This is a genomic window from Micromonospora sp. NPDC005087 (genome assembly GCF_042872965.1).
In the GTDB taxonomy this organism is placed as follows: domain Bacteria; phylum Actinomycetota; class Actinomycetes; order Mycobacteriales; family Micromonosporaceae; genus Micromonospora.
In genome coordinates this window covers 359,277-373,774 of the sequence record NZ_JBIALB010000004.1, presented here as the reverse complement: position 1 = coordinate 373,774, position 14,498 = coordinate 359,277, and the positions used below count along the sequence as shown (strand labels likewise).

15 protein-coding genes are annotated in these 14,498 nt (G+C 73.7%); 3 read left to right on the top strand and 12 right to left on the bottom strand.

Annotated elements, in window-relative coordinates; translation table 11 throughout:
* Nucleotides 1-10: 10 nt before the first annotated feature.
* Nucleotides 11-265 carry a glutaredoxin family protein gene (locus tag ACFYPS_RS12870; protein WP_354963625.1) on the bottom strand — a complete coding sequence of 85 codons (255 nt, stop codon included), beginning with the start codon at nucleotides 263-265 and terminating at the stop codon, nucleotides 11-13.
* Nucleotides 255-1,889, bottom strand: coding sequence for an AMP-binding protein (locus tag ACFYPS_RS12865; protein ID WP_387324478.1), 1,635 nt, complete (start codon nucleotides 1,887-1,889; stop codon nucleotides 255-257). Before ACFYPS_RS12865 ends, ACFYPS_RS12870 begins: the two co-directional genes overlap by 11 nt.
* Nucleotides 1,890-2,463: 574 nt before the next feature.
* Here ACFYPS_RS12865 and ACFYPS_RS12860 point away from each other — a divergent pair.
* The 3 genes from ACFYPS_RS12860 to ACFYPS_RS12850 all read left to right on the top strand — a co-directional run bounded on the left by ACFYPS_RS12860 (nucleotide 2,464) and on the right by ACFYPS_RS12850 (nucleotide 5,600).
* Entirely contained in the window at nucleotides 2,464-3,414 is a 951-nt protein-coding gene (locus tag ACFYPS_RS12860) for an ECF subfamily RNA polymerase sigma factor, BldN family (protein ID WP_354963623.1), read from the top strand.
* Nucleotides 3,415-3,702: 288 nt separating this feature from the next.
* A complete protein-coding gene (locus ACFYPS_RS12855) occupies nucleotides 3,703-4,581 on the top strand; it encodes a DUF5667 domain-containing protein (protein WP_354963622.1) in 879 nt (292 codons plus the stop codon).
* A 119-nt stretch (nucleotides 4,582-4,700) separates the two neighbouring features.
* The gene (locus ACFYPS_RS12850) at nucleotides 4,701-5,600 is read left to right on the top strand and encodes an HAD-IB family hydrolase (RefSeq protein ID WP_354963671.1); all 900 of its coding nucleotides are present in this window, start codon (nucleotides 4,701-4,703) and stop codon (nucleotides 5,598-5,600) included.
* A 12-nt stretch (nucleotides 5,601-5,612) separates the two neighbouring features.
* Here the strand turns inward: ACFYPS_RS12850 and ACFYPS_RS12845 are convergent, their stop codons facing one another.
* The 10 genes from ACFYPS_RS12845 to ACFYPS_RS12800 all read right to left on the bottom strand — a co-directional run bounded on the left by ACFYPS_RS12845 (nucleotide 5,613) and on the right by ACFYPS_RS12800 (nucleotide 14,468).
* Complete coding sequence (locus tag ACFYPS_RS12845; RefSeq protein WP_354963621.1) at nucleotides 5,613-6,719, bottom strand: 1-acyl-sn-glycerol-3-phosphate acyltransferase; 1,107 nt, start codon at nucleotides 6,717-6,719, stop codon at nucleotides 5,613-5,615.
* Nucleotides 6,716-7,789 carry an NAD-dependent epimerase/dehydratase family protein gene (locus ACFYPS_RS12840; protein ID WP_354963620.1) on the bottom strand — a complete coding sequence of 358 codons (1,074 nt, stop codon included), beginning with the start codon at nucleotides 7,787-7,789 and terminating at the stop codon, nucleotides 6,716-6,718. Before ACFYPS_RS12840 ends, ACFYPS_RS12845 begins: the two co-directional genes overlap by 4 nt.
* A gap of 121 nt (nucleotides 7,790-7,910) precedes the next feature.
* Nucleotides 7,911-8,012, bottom strand: a complete 102-nt coding sequence (locus ACFYPS_RS12835; RefSeq protein ID WP_007465623.1) for a 30S ribosomal protein bS22 — start codon at nucleotides 8,010-8,012, stop codon at nucleotides 7,911-7,913.
* A 249-nt stretch (nucleotides 8,013-8,261) separates the two neighbouring features.
* The gene (locus tag ACFYPS_RS12830; protein WP_007465625.1) at nucleotides 8,262-8,471 is read right to left on the bottom strand and encodes a helix-turn-helix domain-containing protein; all 210 of its coding nucleotides are present in this window, start codon (nucleotides 8,469-8,471) and stop codon (nucleotides 8,262-8,264) included.
* 223 nt (nucleotides 8,472-8,694) lie between these two features.
* The gene (locus ACFYPS_RS12825) at nucleotides 8,695-9,879 is read right to left on the bottom strand and encodes an ABC transporter permease (protein WP_354963619.1); all 1,185 of its coding nucleotides are present in this window, start codon (nucleotides 9,877-9,879) and stop codon (nucleotides 8,695-8,697) included.
* Nucleotides 9,876-10,802 carry an ABC transporter ATP-binding protein gene (locus ACFYPS_RS12820; protein ID WP_354963618.1) on the bottom strand — a complete coding sequence of 309 codons (927 nt, stop codon included), beginning with the start codon at nucleotides 10,800-10,802 and terminating at the stop codon, nucleotides 9,876-9,878. Before ACFYPS_RS12820 ends, ACFYPS_RS12825 begins: the two co-directional genes overlap by 4 nt.
* Nucleotides 10,799-12,190: an efflux RND transporter periplasmic adaptor subunit gene (locus ACFYPS_RS12815; RefSeq protein ID WP_387324472.1), complete on the bottom strand. Its 1,392-nt coding sequence runs from the start codon at nucleotides 12,188-12,190 to the stop codon at nucleotides 10,799-10,801. The genes ACFYPS_RS12820 and ACFYPS_RS12815 overlap by 4 nt, the downstream gene beginning before the upstream one ends.
* Before the next feature lie 41 nt (nucleotides 12,191-12,231).
* Entirely contained in the window at nucleotides 12,232-13,521 is a 1,290-nt protein-coding gene (locus ACFYPS_RS12810) for a hypothetical protein (protein ID WP_354963616.1), read from the bottom strand.
* Entirely contained in the window at nucleotides 13,518-13,646 is a 129-nt protein-coding gene (locus ACFYPS_RS12805; protein ID WP_354963615.1) for a hypothetical protein, read from the bottom strand. Before ACFYPS_RS12805 ends, ACFYPS_RS12810 begins: the two co-directional genes overlap by 4 nt.
* 21 nt (nucleotides 13,647-13,667) lie before the next feature.
* Nucleotides 13,668-14,468 carry an alpha/beta hydrolase gene (locus ACFYPS_RS12800; RefSeq protein WP_354963614.1) on the bottom strand — a complete coding sequence of 267 codons (801 nt, stop codon included), beginning with the start codon at nucleotides 14,466-14,468 and terminating at the stop codon, nucleotides 13,668-13,670.
* Nucleotides 14,469-14,498: the final 30 nt, after the last annotated feature.

The following is a 14,498-nucleotide window of genomic DNA, read 5'->3' as shown; positions in this document are numbered from 1 at the left end:
TAGGCACCGCTCAGAGCTGCGGCGTGGTCAGGTCCCGCAGCAGCCGTTCCTCCTCCACCCGCCAGTAGCCGTGCTCCTTGCCGTCGAGCATCACCACCGGCAGCCGGTCCCCGTACTCCCGCTCCAGCCCCTCGTCGCCGGTGACGTCCCACTCGACCCACTTGTCCCCGGTGACCGCCACCACCCGGTCGAGCGCCGCCTTGGCGTCGTCGCACAGGTGGCAGCCGGGGCGGGTGACCAGGGCGAGCCGGGCGTCAGTGGACATCGGTTACCTCCGTGCGGGTGTCGGCGCTCGCCGGCGGGTCGGCCGGCGTCGCCGACCGGAGCTGGGTCTTGCGTACCTTGCCGATCGCCGAGTGCGGCAGGGCGTCGACGAACTCGACCCCGGTCGGGCACTTGAACCGGGCCAGGTTCCGCGCGCAGTGGGCGAGCAGCTCCTCGCTGGTCACCTGCCGCCCCGGTGCCGGCACCACGTACGCCCGGACAGTCTCGCCGGTCCGGGGATGCGGCACACCCAGTACGGCCGACTCGGCCACCCCGGGGTGCCCGGCGAGCACCAGCTCGACCTCGTGCGGATAGACGTTGAACCCGTTGACGAGGATCAGCTCGCCGAGCCGGTCGACCAGGAAGAGGTCGCCGTCCTCGTCGGCGTACGCGACGTCGCCGGTCCCCCACCAGCCGTCGGCGTCCGGCCCGTCCCGGCCGTCCGGCCAGTAGCCGGTGAAGACGTTGGGGCCGCGCACGACGATCTGCCCCGGGTCGGTGCCCGGCGCCGCGTCGGAGATGTCCATCTCGTCCGGGTCCTCGTCGGGGGTGGCCAGGCCGTCGCGCCAGAGGTCCGCGCCGTCGGCGCCGACCAGGCGCAACCGGACGCCGGGCAGCGGCCGACCGATCGAGCCGGCCTTGGCCACCCCGCCGACCAGGGTCGAGGTGAGCACCGGCGCGGTCTCGGTGAGGCCGTACCCGATGTGCACCGGATGACCGGTGGCCTCGGTGAAGCGCGCCGCGACCGCCGGCTCCAGCGGCGCCGCGGCGCAGACCGCCACCCGGACGGAGGCGGTCGCCGCGCGGACCTCCGCCACGCCGGCCCAGGCCAGGAACATCGACGGTACGCCGACCAGCACGCTGACCCGGTGCCGGGCGATCTCGTCGAGCCCCGCCGTGGGCCCCGGCTCGTCGAGCAGCACGCCGGTCGCGCCATGGTGGACGACCGCGCCGAGCCCCGAGTTGAGCCCGTACGCGTGGAACAGCGGCAGGGCCAGGAGCACGGTGTCCTCCGGACCGACCACCGGCGGCTCGATCCGGCCGACCTGCTCGTGGTTGGCCAGCAGCGCGTGGTGCGAGAGCATCGCGCCCTTGGGCCGGCCCTCGGTCCCGGAGGTGTAGAGCAGCACGGCCAGGTCGGCACCGCCCCGACGCGGGCGTGTGGGCGGCTCCGGTGCGTCGTCGACCGACCGCGGCGGCGTGCCGTGCACGGCGGTGAGCGCGGGCAGATCGACGGCCACCTCGGCGAGCAGGCTCCGGATCCGCTCGGTGCCGATCAGCACCGACGCGCCGGAGTCGGCCAGCACGTGCCGCAGCTCCGGGGCGGTGAAGCCGGGGTTGACCGGCACCGCGACCAGCCCGGCGCGCAGGGCGGCGAGCCAGCTGACCACGAAGTCGAGGGTGTTGGGCAGCGCGATCGCGACGCGTGGCGGCGTACCGCCCGGGTCGGTGGGCGGCGCGGTGGCGGTCAGCGCGTGCGCGGTGGAGTCCACTGCGGCGTCCAGTTCGGACCAGCTGAGTGTCCGGTCACGCCAGTGCAGCGCGGCCCGGTCGCCGTGGTCGAGGGCCGCCCGGTGGACCCGGTCGGCGAGGTTCGGCGCGGGGTTTGCCGATGCGTCCTGCACGGTGATCGAGTCTGGCACAGCGGGCGCCGCCAGGCCACGCCCGGCGGCCGGACCGCGGCGCCGCGACAGTCCCGCCCACGGGACTGATCTCTGTGCCACCGGCGGTCCGATCAGGTCCCGTCGATGGGACGGCTGACGCCATCCGTCGGCGGTTCGGCCGGGCGCACACGACCACCCGGCGGGACGGGTCATCCGAACGGGCAATCCGCCCTCGACCAGGAGATCCACCCTGGAGCGCCACGCCGCTCCAAAGTCAAACGCACACGACGGACAACCGGTCCGCCGACGGTGCGATGGAGCGGGAAATACTTCCGCCCTGTGTAACGGACTTGCCACGCGCGGGTGACGTTGGCCCTATCATCACTCGGGTCGGCTCACCCCATTTGCCGTGAGTCGACACCCCTCAGCCCGAGGAGGCCCCCGTGCCTGTGAGCGCATTGGACCAGCACCTCAAGGGGAACTGCCGCCCGTCGGCACACCCCGGAACCGTCCTGCCCGACCGGAAGCCCGGTCGGTCCGCACCGACGACCCGCAGACCGGCCCGCCCGGCGACCGACGGGACGGGGGCGACGCGGTGACCACCTTCGGTTACGCGGAACGCCCGGTCGGCCTGACCGGTCAGACGACTCGTGCCCAGGTCAACGAGCGGCCGGCGGCCCGCGCCCCGCTGGATGAACCACACAGCGCCGCCGTGCGGGGCGACGGCACAGCGCAGCGGATACGCAACAGGCCACACCACAACGAGCCGCCACCGCGACCAGCGGTGCCCGGCGGGAACTCGAAGCCGGCCGGGGGCCGGGTCGCCGTACCGGCCCGACCGACCATGCCGGCCCAGGGCCGACGGGTCAGCGACACGCCGGCGGCGACCACCGACCCGTCCGCGGGCGAGACGGCGGTGATCCCGGCGGTGCCGGCCACCACCACCCCGACCGGCTTTCCGAGCCGACCGGATCCGTCCGACCCGGCCACCGAGGTCTGGACGCTGATCGAGCGGGCCCAGGCCGGCGAGTCCGAGGCGTTCGGCCTCATCTACGACCGGTACGTGGACACCGTGTTCCGGTTCGTCTACTTCCGGGTCGGCAACCGGCAGCTCGCCGAGGACCTCACCTCGGACACCTTCCTCCGCGCTCTCAAGCGGATCAGCAGCTTCACCTGGCAGGGCCGCGACCTCGGCGCCTGGCTGGTGACCATCGCCCGCAACCTGGTCGCGGACCACTTCAAGTCCGGCCGGTACCGGCTGGAGGTCACCACCGGCGACGTGCTCGACGCCGACCGGGAGGACCGGGGCCCGGAGGGCAGCCCGGAAGCCGCGGTGGTTGAGCACATCACCAACGTCGCCCTGCTCACCGCCGTGAAGCAGCTCAACCCGGAGCAGCAGGAGTGCATCGTGCTCCGGTTCCTCCAGGGCTTCTCGGTCGCCGAGACGGCCCGGGCGATGGGCAAGAACGAGGGCGCCATCAAGGCCCTCCAGTACCGGGCGGTCCGCGCGCTGGCCCGACTCCTGCCCGACGGCTTCCAGCCGTAGTTCTTTTCCGCGGGACCGATGGGCGTCGATCGACGTCCGGGCAGCTCAGTCGGTCCCGCCTGGTGACAACCATCACTTTCTGTGATTTCCGCCCCGCCAGGCCCGTAACCCGTGCCCGGTCCGCGGCGTTTCTCCGGGTGCGACCGGTGGTTGCCCCGGCAGGCCCGGGTCACCGAGGTCCGACCGGCATGCCGGACGGGGCCTCACCTCCGTGGTGTCACACTGCCGCCCGGTCGCTGGCAACGACGGCGGCCGACCGGCCGTGACCAGCGAGAGGAGGTGCCTGCGGTGGACAACATCCTCTTCTCCCGCCGGCGCGCGGAGCGCTTCGCGCAGCTTCTCGACGAGGCCAACGGCGGCCGGCGGCACCACGTCCGGTCCCGGGTGGACGGCCAGCTCGCCCCACTCGTCGCGGTGGGTCAGCGGCTCAGCGTCGATCCACCGGCGGTCGAGGTGGACCCCGACTTCCGCACCGGCCTGCGGGCGATGCTGCTCGCCACCGCCGTGCGGGAAGGGCTGGGCGCCACCCCGCCGGCCGGCGAACCGGCCACCACGCGTTCCCCCAGCACCACCCGCGGTTCGCTGCTCCCGGCGGTCACCGCCCGCCGGGCCCGCGCCCGGGGCGCGATCCTGATCGGCATCGCGGCCGGCGCCATCGCCGTCTCCGGCATCTCCGCCGCCAGCGAGAACGCCGTCCCCGGCGACGCGCTGTACGGCATGAAGCGCTCGACCGAGCGGGCCCAGCTGGCCCTGGCCAGCTCGGACATCAGCCGCGGTCAGCTCTTCCTGGACTTCGCCCGGACCCGGCTCGGCGAGGCCGCCGAGCTGCGCGGTGACCGGATCGGCTACAGCGCGGTCCTCGACGACATGGACGCCGACACCCGGCAGGGTGTGCGCCTGCTCAACGCCGCCGCCGTGCAGCGGGCCGAGCCGGCCAGCCTGGACACTGTCAACACCTTCGTCGCCGGTCAGCACCGAGCGGTGAGCAACCTGCTCGACGGGGCCACCCGGGCCGACCGGGAGCGCACCCGGCGTTCTCTGGTGCTGCTGGACAGCATCCGGGAACGCTCGGACACGCTGCGCGCGGCGATCGCCTGCGGCATGCCGGCGCCGGCGGCCAGCGACGCCCTCGGCCCCGCGCCGTCCGCCTGCCCCGGCACCCGCTGACCCACCCGGGGCGGCCGGACGCCCCGGCCACTCCCATACCGCAGGTCCGGCCGGTCGTGCCACAGTTTGCGGTCTGCCCGGCCGGTCGACCATGCTTCCCGGCTACCCTCGCTGGAGGCATCCGTCGCACCGGCGAGGAAGGGAGACGCGTGGCCCGCAGCCGCAAGGTGACGGTCAGCACCGACGTCCACGGTCACACCGCCGGCTGGGCGGAGACCGAGTTGGCTCCGACGGCCGCGCCAGACCCGACCGCGGCGGCGTTCTTCGACGTGGACAACACGATGATGCAGGGCGCGTCGATCTACTGGTTCGCTCGCGGCCTCGCCGCCCGGAACTACTTCACCAGCGCCGACCTGGCCCGGTTCGCCTGGCAGCAGCTCCGGTTCCGGTTGCTGGCCCGGGAGCACGCCGGTGACATGTCCCAGGCCAAGGAAGCAGCGCTGGCCTTCGTCGAGGGCTGGCGGGTGGACGACGTGGAACGCCTCACGGAGGAAATCTTCGACGAGCTGATGGCACCCCGGATCTGGACCGGCACCCACCAGCTCGCCCAGCGCCACCTGGACGCCGGCCAGCGGGTCTGGCTGGTCAGCGCCGCCCCGGTGGAGATCGGTCGGGTGATCGCCGCCCGGCTCGGCCTGACCGGCGCCATCGGCACGGTGGCCGAGGTGGTGGACGGGGCGTACACCGGGCGGCTGGTGGGCGACCTGATGCACGGGCCGGCGAAGGCCGAGGCGGTCACCCAGCTCGCCGCCGTGGAGCGGCTGGACCTGGCCCGCTGCGCGGCCTACAGCGACTCGGCCAACGACCTGCCGCTGCTCTCCACCGTGGGGCGGGCGGTGGCGGTCAATCCGGACGGCACCCTGCTGCGGCAGGCGCGGCAGCGTGGCTGGGAGGTGCGGGACTTCCGTACCGGCCGCCGTGCTGTGAAGATCGCCGTACCGTCGACCGCGGCGGCCGGTCTGGTCGCCGGCGCGGTCACCGCCGGCCTGGCGTTGTCACGCCGCCGCCGCAGCGGCTGACCCGACTCCCGCTCAGGGGCCGAACGGGTCCGGCCGCCGCTCCAACAGCGTGTGCAGGGTCTGCTGGATGGTTTCCCGCACCTGGTCGGCGAGGTTGAAGACCACCAGCGGATCGTCCGCGGAGTCGGTCAGGTGCGCGGTCGGGATCGGTGGGCAGAACTGGATCAGCCACTTGCTGGGCAGCGGCACCATGCCCAGCGGCCCGAGCCACGGGAAGGTCGGCGTGACCGGGAAGTACGGCAGCTTGAGCAGCCGCGCGAGGGGCTTGATGTCGGCGAGCATCGGATAGATCTCCTCGCCACCGACGATGGCGACCGGCACGATCGGGGTGCCGGTGCGCAGCGCCGCCGAGACGAAGCCGCCCCGGCCGAACCGTTGCAGCTTGTACCGGTCGGCGTAGAGCTTGCCGATGCCCTTGAAGCCCTCGGGGAAGACGCCGACCAGATCGCCGCTACGGAGCAGCCGCTCGGCGTCCGGGTTGCAGGCCACGGTGCCACCGGTCTTGCGGGCGATCTCCGACACCACCGGCATTCGGAAGACCAGGTCCGCACCGAGCAGGCGCAGGTAGCGATGAGCGGGGTGCTTGTCGTGCAGCGCCGCCGAGAGGATCAACGCGTCCAGCGCCACCGTGCCCGAGTGGTTGCCGACCGCCAGGGCGGGCCCGTTGACGGGCACGTGCTCCACCCCGCTGACCTCGGTGCGGAACCAGTCCCGGTAGAGCAGCCGCAGCAGCGGGTGGAAGACCGCGTCGGTCAGCTCCGGGTCGAAGCCGAACTCGTCGACCTCGTAGTCGCCGGAGAGCCGCCGGCGCAGGAACGCGAGGCCGTTCGCGACCTTCCGGTCCCAGTGGTCGCCCGGCCGATCCGAAACGGCCGGCTCGGTGCCACCGGGATCGCCACCGGTGGCCGGACCCGCCGGCTCGTCCGTGGTCGGGCCGCCCGCCGGCTCGTCGGTGGCCGCGGTGTCGACCTCGTCGGCCGCCGCCGGGGTCGGCGCGACCCGGTCCGTCGGTCGGTGTCCGTTGCGCCGCGCCGACTCCGCGGCTGGCGCGGTCGTTTCCCGCGGTACGTCGAACCGCCCGAGGCCTGCTGGGTCACGCCCCTCCCCCGACCCGGTCACGACCGCTCCCGCATCGCCGAGCGAACCTGCCGGATGCCGTCCAGGACGAGTTGTTCAGCGACGGCCAGGTGATCCCGGGTGACCACGACGCCTCCGTGGTGGGCGCGGATGAAGTCGTCGAAGGCCGCGGCGGTGGAGCGGGGCGTGAAGCCATACTCCCGCTCCAGCCGGGTGGTGTCGACCACCCGGCCGTGCACGAAGAGGTCGACCTGGTCCAGGCCGTAACGGCCGAAGCCCATGCTGCGGGCCAGCGCGGCGGCGCCGGAGAGGCCCGGCTCCAGCACCGGGACGGCCACCCGACCGGCCCGCCGGATCGCCTGGGACAGGGAGAGCACCCCCGGCCCGGCGACGTTGTAGGTGCCGGGGTGATCCTCCACGATCGACCGGTGCAGCACCTCCAGCGCGTCGTCGAAGTGCAGGAACTGCAGGCGCGGATCGCGGCCGAAGACGGTGGGCACCAGCGGCTGCGCGAAGTAGCGGGTCAGCGTCGTGTCGGCGGTCGAGCCGATGAACGGCGCGAAGCGCAGCACCGTCGCGGTGACGTCGGACCGGCGACGGCGAAAACCGCGAACGTACCCCTCGACGTCGAGGATGTCGCGGCCGAAACCGCCGCGTGGCACCTCGCGCGGCTCGGTCTCCTCGGTGAACACCGCCGGGTCCCGGAACGACACGCCGTACGCGGCGGTCGACGAGCGGACCACCAGCTTGCGCAGCCGGGGCGCCCGTTGGCAGGCGGCGAGCAGCTGCATGGTGCCGATGACGTTCTGGTCCTTCATGGCCGACCGGCCGCCGTGCTGCGGGTCGGCGGAGCTGACCAGCGCGAGGTGCACCACCGCGTCGACGTCCAGGTCGGCGAGGAGCCCGCCGAGCGAACCGGCGTCGACGCGGATCCGTTCGACGCGGTCCAGCAGGTCGGTGAACTCGGCGCCGGGCTCGGGCGCGTCCACCCCGATGACCCGCTCGATGCGCGGGTCGGCGGCCAGCCGGGCCGCCACGTGGGCGCCCAGGTAGCGACCGACACCGGTGACGACGACGACCCCCGGAGCACCTGAGGTGCTACCGGGGGTCATCTGACGCACCTACCCCGGCAGGAGTGATCGAGCCGGGACGACCACGGCCTGATCACCTGAGCCTCCGGAGGTCGACAGGTGGCAAGTGATGCCGGATGCCGGGCCGCAAGCCCGGCGGCGATCACTTGCCGAGACGGCGACGCTGGACGCGGGTCTTGCGCAGCAGCTTGCGGTGCTTCTTCTTAGCCATGCGCTTGCGGCGCTTCTTGACCACCGAGCCCATACGACAGCCTTTCGATACAACGTGCGGGGCGGACCGGTTGACACCACGCAGGTGGCGACGGCGACCGCTTGCGGACAACGGACCGGACCAGTCTGGGCGGCGGGGCGCACCGGTGGGGTCTCGGTCGGGCTCCAGGGTAGCCGGAGAGCGTCAGCAGGACCAACGCGCCCCCGTCGATGCCGCTTTCCGGGCGTGACCGTGGGGCCCGCAAGCTTCCGCTACGTCGCGCTCGGTGAGCGCGGCGGTGGCTCAGGCGGTCTCCTGAAAGGCACCCCGGAGATATTCGTGCACCGCGTGCTCAGGCACCCGGAACGAACGGCCGACCCGGACCGCGGTGAGCTCACCGCTGTGCACCAGGCGATAGACCGTCATCTTCGACACCCGCATCACCGTCGCCACCTCGGCAACGGTGAGGAACTTGACCTCCGACAGCCGTCCGTCGGACTGCGACCCGGCCATGGCTCACCGACCCATCCCATGCCCGGCGCGTGCCAACCCGACGGATGCTCCGGGCCGGGCCGGCGACGCGCGTGTTACCAGTACGGTAGCGGGGCGGCTGTGACCGGCGCGATCCCTTCGTACAACTGATCATGTTCTGGTTGCCGGTTCACCCGGTCCGCGCTCCCGGTATCTCCCCGCCTGCGCCGGGCGTCCGGTTGCGGCAGCCCGGCGTGGTCGTGGCTCACTCCGCGCGCAGCGCGACCACCGGGTCGAGCCGGCCGGCGCGCTGCGCGGGAACCACCCCGAAGACGATGCCCACGGCCGCCGACACGCCGAAGGCGAGCGCCAACGACCACCAGGTGATCGCCGCCGGGATCGGTGACAGCGCGTCCACCAGCAGTGCGGTACCCACGCCGAGCGCCATCCCGGTCAGCCCACCGATCGTGGTGAGCAGCACCGCCTCCAACAGGAACTGCACACCGATGTCACGGGGGCGGGCACCGACGGCCTTGCGCAGCCCGATCTCCCGTGTCCGCTCCCGGACGCTGACTAGCATGATGTTGGAGACGCCCACCCCGCCGACGAGCAGCGAGATGCCGGCGATGGCCGCCAGCACGCCGGTGAGCACACCGAGGATGTCGCCGAGCACGCCGAGGATCTGCTGCTGGGTGACCGCACTGAACTCGGTGTCCGGATGCCGGTGGCTGAGCTCGGCCACGATCCGTTCGCCCAGCTCGTCGATGCGCTCCCGGTCCGGTGCCTTCACCGCGATGCCGTCCACCCGCTGGGTGCCCCAGAGCCGCTGCGCGGCGGTCACCGGCACGTGCACCTCGTCGTCCCGGTCGACGCCGAGGCTCTGCCCGAGCGGCGCGAAGACGCCGATGACCCGGAACCGCACGCCGGCCAGCGTCACCTGCTGCCCGAGCGGGTCCCGGTCGGGGAAGAGAGCGCGGGCCACCGAGTCGCCGAGCACCGCCACCCGCCGGCTGGTGTCCACGTCCGTGCCGGTGAGGTAGCGGCCCCGGGCCAGCGACCGCGTGAACACCTCCGGCGTGGTCTCCAGTACGCCCTGCACGGTGGTGAAGTCGGAGCGGGCGCCGGCCCGCGCGGTCGCCCCGGAGGCGATGGTGACCGCCACCCGATCGGGATCGCCGACCACCCGGGTGACCGCGTCCACGTCCTTGAGCGTGAGCGGCGAGACCACCGGCGCGGTCCCCACCTCGATCCGGCCGGGGACGACCAGCAGCAGGTTGGAGCCGAGCCCCTCGACCTGCTGCTCCACCTTCTGTTTGGTGCCGGTGCCGATGGCCACCAGCAGCACCACCGAGGCCACCCCGATGATCACCCCGAGCATGGTCAGCGCACTGCGCAGCCGGTTGGCCCGTAACGCGTCCAGCGCCACCCGCCACGCCTCGGCGACCCTCACGACTCGCTCCCGTCGCCGGTCACCGCGGCGGCGTCGTCGGTCCCACGGCCGTTAGCCGGGCGCGGAAGGCGCCCGGTGGCTCCGGCGGCGCCACCAGAGCCACCGGACGGGTGCCCCGGGCCGCTTCCGGACACGGACCGGGGCTCCGCGCTGGGAGCGGGGACCAGTGTCGCAGGTCGACCATGATCAACGGACAGCGGTCGATCATGCAGGTGGGTGGGGTCGTCGTCGGCCGCGCTGTCCGCCACCACCACGCCGTCGCGCATGGTGATCCGGCGGCGGGCCCGGGCCGCGACCTCCTGGTCATGGGTGACCATCACCAGCGCCACCCCGGACTCGGCGTTCAGTTGTTCCAGCAGCTCCAGCACCGCGGCGCCCGTGACGCTGTCCAGGTTGCCGGTGGGTTCGTCGGCCAGCAGCACCGTCGGCTCGGTGACCAGCGCGCGGGCGATCGCCACCCGCTGCTGCTCACCGCCGGACATCTGGTTGGGCCGGTGGTCCAGCCGGTGCCCGAGGCCGACCCGGCCGAGCATCGCCGCAGCCCGCTCCCGGCGCTGGCGGGCCGGCACGCCCCGGTAGACCAGTGGCAGCGCCACGTTCTCCACCGCCGAGGTACGCGGCAGCAGGTGGAACGCTTGGAAGACGAAGCCGATCGTCTCGTTGCGCAGGGTGGCCATCTCCGGCGGAGACAGGGCGTTGACGTCCCGGCCGCCGATCACCAGCCGGCCGCCGGTGGGCCGGTCGAGCCCGCCGAGGAGGTGCATGAGGGTGGACTTGCCCGACCCGGACGGCCCGACCAGCGCCACGTGGTCACCCGGCTGCACGACCAGCGACACGCCGCGCAGCGCCTCGACCGACACCCCGTCCAGCTGGTACGTCCGGGAAACGTCCACCGCCTCGATTGCCGGCGGGGAGCCGGTCACCGCACCTCCTGGCCGTCGCGGACCTGGTCGGCACCGCGCACCACGACCCGGTCGCCGGCCTGCACACCGTCGAGGATCTGCACCAGGTCCGATCCCTGGACGCCGACGGTCACCGGTGCCCGGTCCGCCTTTCCGTCGCGGACGACCCAGACGGCGTCCCGGCCGTCGGCGGAGAACACCGCCGAGGCGGGGACGGTCACCGCGTCGGCGGCCTCGCGCACCCGCAGGTGGACGATCGCGTTCATGCCGGGGCGCGGCGTCGGGGCCAGCTCGTCCTCAGCCAGCTTTCCGGTGCCCAACGCCAGGCGGACCCGGTAGGTGACACCGCCCTGGGCGGAGTTGGTGGGGAGCACGTCGACCGAGCGGACCGTGGCGTCGTAACTGGCGCCGGTGACGGCGTCCAGCTCGACCGTCGCGGTCACGCCGGCCCTGACCAGCAGCACGTCGGTCTCGTCCACCTCGGCCAGCAGCCCCAGCTGCCCGGTGTCCACCACGGTGAGCACGGGCGTGCCGGCGGCGACCCGGCCGCCCACCGCGACCGCGTCATCCACGCCCGCGGGCGGCCCGCCCTGGTTGGGGGCCAGCGCCGACGGGTCGATCCCGGCCGCCTGGGCGGCACCGGCCTGCTCGAGCAACCCGGCGAGGCCACCGGCCGGGCCACCGCCGGCCCGGGTGCCGCCCGGCTGCACCACCCCGGCGATCGGGGCGCGCAGGGTCAGCGCGTCGACGGTCGCCTTCGCCAGGTCGTACGCCTGCTGGGCCTGCAACCGTTGCGCCGCGGAGAGCGCGCCGACGGCCGAGTTCAGCCCGCTGATCCCCCTCTGCACCGCGCGGACGGCCTGGTCGGCGGTGCGCGCGGCCGCGGTGTACTGCCGTTGGGCGGAGGTCACCTGGGTCAGCAGCGCGTCCCGCAGCTGCGGGTCGGAGATCTTCTCGGCGGCCTTGCGCGCCGCGTCGAACGCCTCGTCGGCGGCCTTGTCGGTGCCGCGCCGGCTGCCGGCCAGGTCGCCGGTGGAGACGCCCCGGCCGGCTCGCTTCGCGGCGGTGAGCGCCTCCTTCGCCTGGCGGAACCGCTGCTGCGCGGAGGGTGAATCGACCACGGCGAGCACCTGGCCCCGCTTCACCCGCTGTCCCGGCTCGACGCGGAGGCTGGCCAGGGTGCCGTCGGCGGGGGCGGTCAGGGTGGCGGCGGCGCGGGCGGTCACCGTCGCCGGTGCGTCGATCACCTCGGTGACCGGGTTGCGAGCGACCGAGGCGAGCGTGACGGCCGGCCGGTCGTCGCCGCACGAGGCGGCGGTGGTGGCGGTGAGGACGGCGACGGCGGTCAGGGCGGTGAGCAGGCGGGGCCGCGTGACGTGGGTAGGCCGCGGCGACTGGGTGCGGCGCACCCATCGATCGTACGGCTCACCGCCACGACCCCCACGGGCCGTCAGGCGGCGGCGGCGCGGACGTACGCCACGCACTCGTCGTGCAACGTCGACCACTGCTCGCCGAACGCCTGCTCGGCGGCGTCCTCGAACGCCTTGCGCCCGTGCACCACGGCCTCGAAGAAGGCGAGCAGCCGCTGCGGCCCGTACCGGTCGACGAGATGCCGGACGGCCAGGTAGCCGACGCCGTAGCTGCCACCGACCCGGTCCGCGGAGGCGTCGTCGGCGGGGGTGATGCCCTCCAGCCGGCCGTCCCAGCTGCTCCGGACCAGCTTGCGCACCTGGGCGAGTCCCTCGTACCGGTCGACCGGCTGGCCACCCGCGCCCGCGTACTCGGCCAGCCCCTCCACCAGCCACCAGGTCGTCTTGCCCGGGTAGCCGCGCTCCGGCAGCGACGCGGCGTGGGTCAGCTCGTGCCGCAGCAGGTCGTCGGCGCCGCTGCTCGGCAGCCCGTCGGCGTTGAGCACCACCTCGTGGTGTCCGCCGCCCACCGTCACCGCGTAGCCGCCGGTCCACTGTGGCCGGCCTCCGCCGTACCAGCTCTGCCACTCGCTACGCCCGGCGTAGAAGATCCGGTACCGGTCCGGTGGCGACCCGGTCACCACGTACCCGTCGGCGACCGTGGCCGCCGCCTCGGCCTGCGCGAGCAGGCCGGGCAACCTGCCGCGCAGCGCCGGGGTGGTGGCCACGATGGTCCGCGGGCCGATCGCCACGGCCAGGTCACTGATCTCCCAGGGTCGGGTGCCGGTCTCCGCCGACTTGGACTCCTCCATGGCGACCAGCAGGGGCTGGGCGCCGTTCTCCCGCCAGCGGGTGCCGATCAGCACCGGGCTGGGGCGGCAGCCGGGAACCACGAAACAGTACTGGAAGCGCACCAGCAGCCGCCACTCACCCGGTTTGCCGACGACCGGTGCCGGCAGGCCGCTCGGTTCGGCCCGCCAGACGGTGACCTTGAGCGCGCGCAGCGCGGCGAAGCGGCGGCGCAGGTCGGCCTGCACGGCGGGCTCGGCGACGGCGAGGAAGCCGGCCCGGTCCCCGCCGAGCAGCGCGGTGGACTGCCGTCTGAGCTGGGCGGTCATCCGGTCGCCCAGTCCTCGGGCGACCGCGGTGGCGGGATCGTCGGGAGCCGACGTGCCGACCCGGCCGACGACGGCCCGGTCCCCGGACTCGCGCACCACGCCGACCAGCAGCACCGTCGGCAGGCCGCAGCCCAGCAGGAGGACTAACACCACGAGCGCTGTCCACAGTGGCCAGAGCCGTCGCAGTGATGGCTGATGCACCCCGTCGGTCACCCGGCGAAGGGTACGCGAGCGCGCGGCCAGGAACGGAACGAGACGCCGAGGTTGGCGACCAGTTGTTGGTACGAGAGGTCCACCCCTCGGGACAGGCCGAAGCCGCCCGCAGCCTTCAGCGACACGGTCTGCTGGTTGAGGCCGACCTAGGCACCGATGCACACCGCCAGGAACCCGAGAAGCTCGTCGGCGGTGCGCTGCGGTCGGTCGGCGTGCGGGTAGTGCCCGGACTCCTCGATCATCCGGGCCTCGGCGGTGCGGAACAGCCGGCGGGCCGCCCGCGCCTCCGCACCGGGGTCGGGAAAGTCCGGGTCCTTGGCGCCCATCAGCACCAGCACCGGTTGCCGGACCTGCGGGGCGCGGGCGGTCCAGTGCGGCTCGACCGGCACGACCACCCGACGCGCCGCGGCCATCCGGCCGGGCTCGCGCAGGTTGGCCACCATCGATCGGCGGTACGCCACGTCGTCGGCGGGCCGGTGCACCGGGAAGAGCGTCTTGTGGAACATCCCGAACAGTCGAGGGCTGCGCAGCACCACCGCCAGCGCCACCCGCATCCCCGGGTTGGGCTTCTGCTGACCGACGAACGCGCCGATCTGCACGATGCCGGAGACCAGCTCGGGCGCGTCGGTCGCGGCGAAGACCACCGCCGCCGCGCTGGACGAGCTGCCGACCAGCACCGCCGGCCCGGCGCCGAGGTCGCAGACCACGGCCAGCAGGTCGGCGCCGACCTCGGCCGGGGCGTACGTGGGCCAGCCGACGCTGGACTCCCCGTGCCCCCGAACGTCGACCGAGGCGACCCGGTGGCCGGCCGCGACCAGCAGCGGCGCCAGGTGCCGGAAGCTCGCCCGGTTCTCGCCCATGCCGTGCGAGAGGACGACCAACGGGCCCTCGCCGTGCACCTCGTACGCGATGTGGCCGCCGTCCCGCCGCACCTGGCTGGTTGTCATAGCCGTAGCTAACCCTATTAGCCACGACCG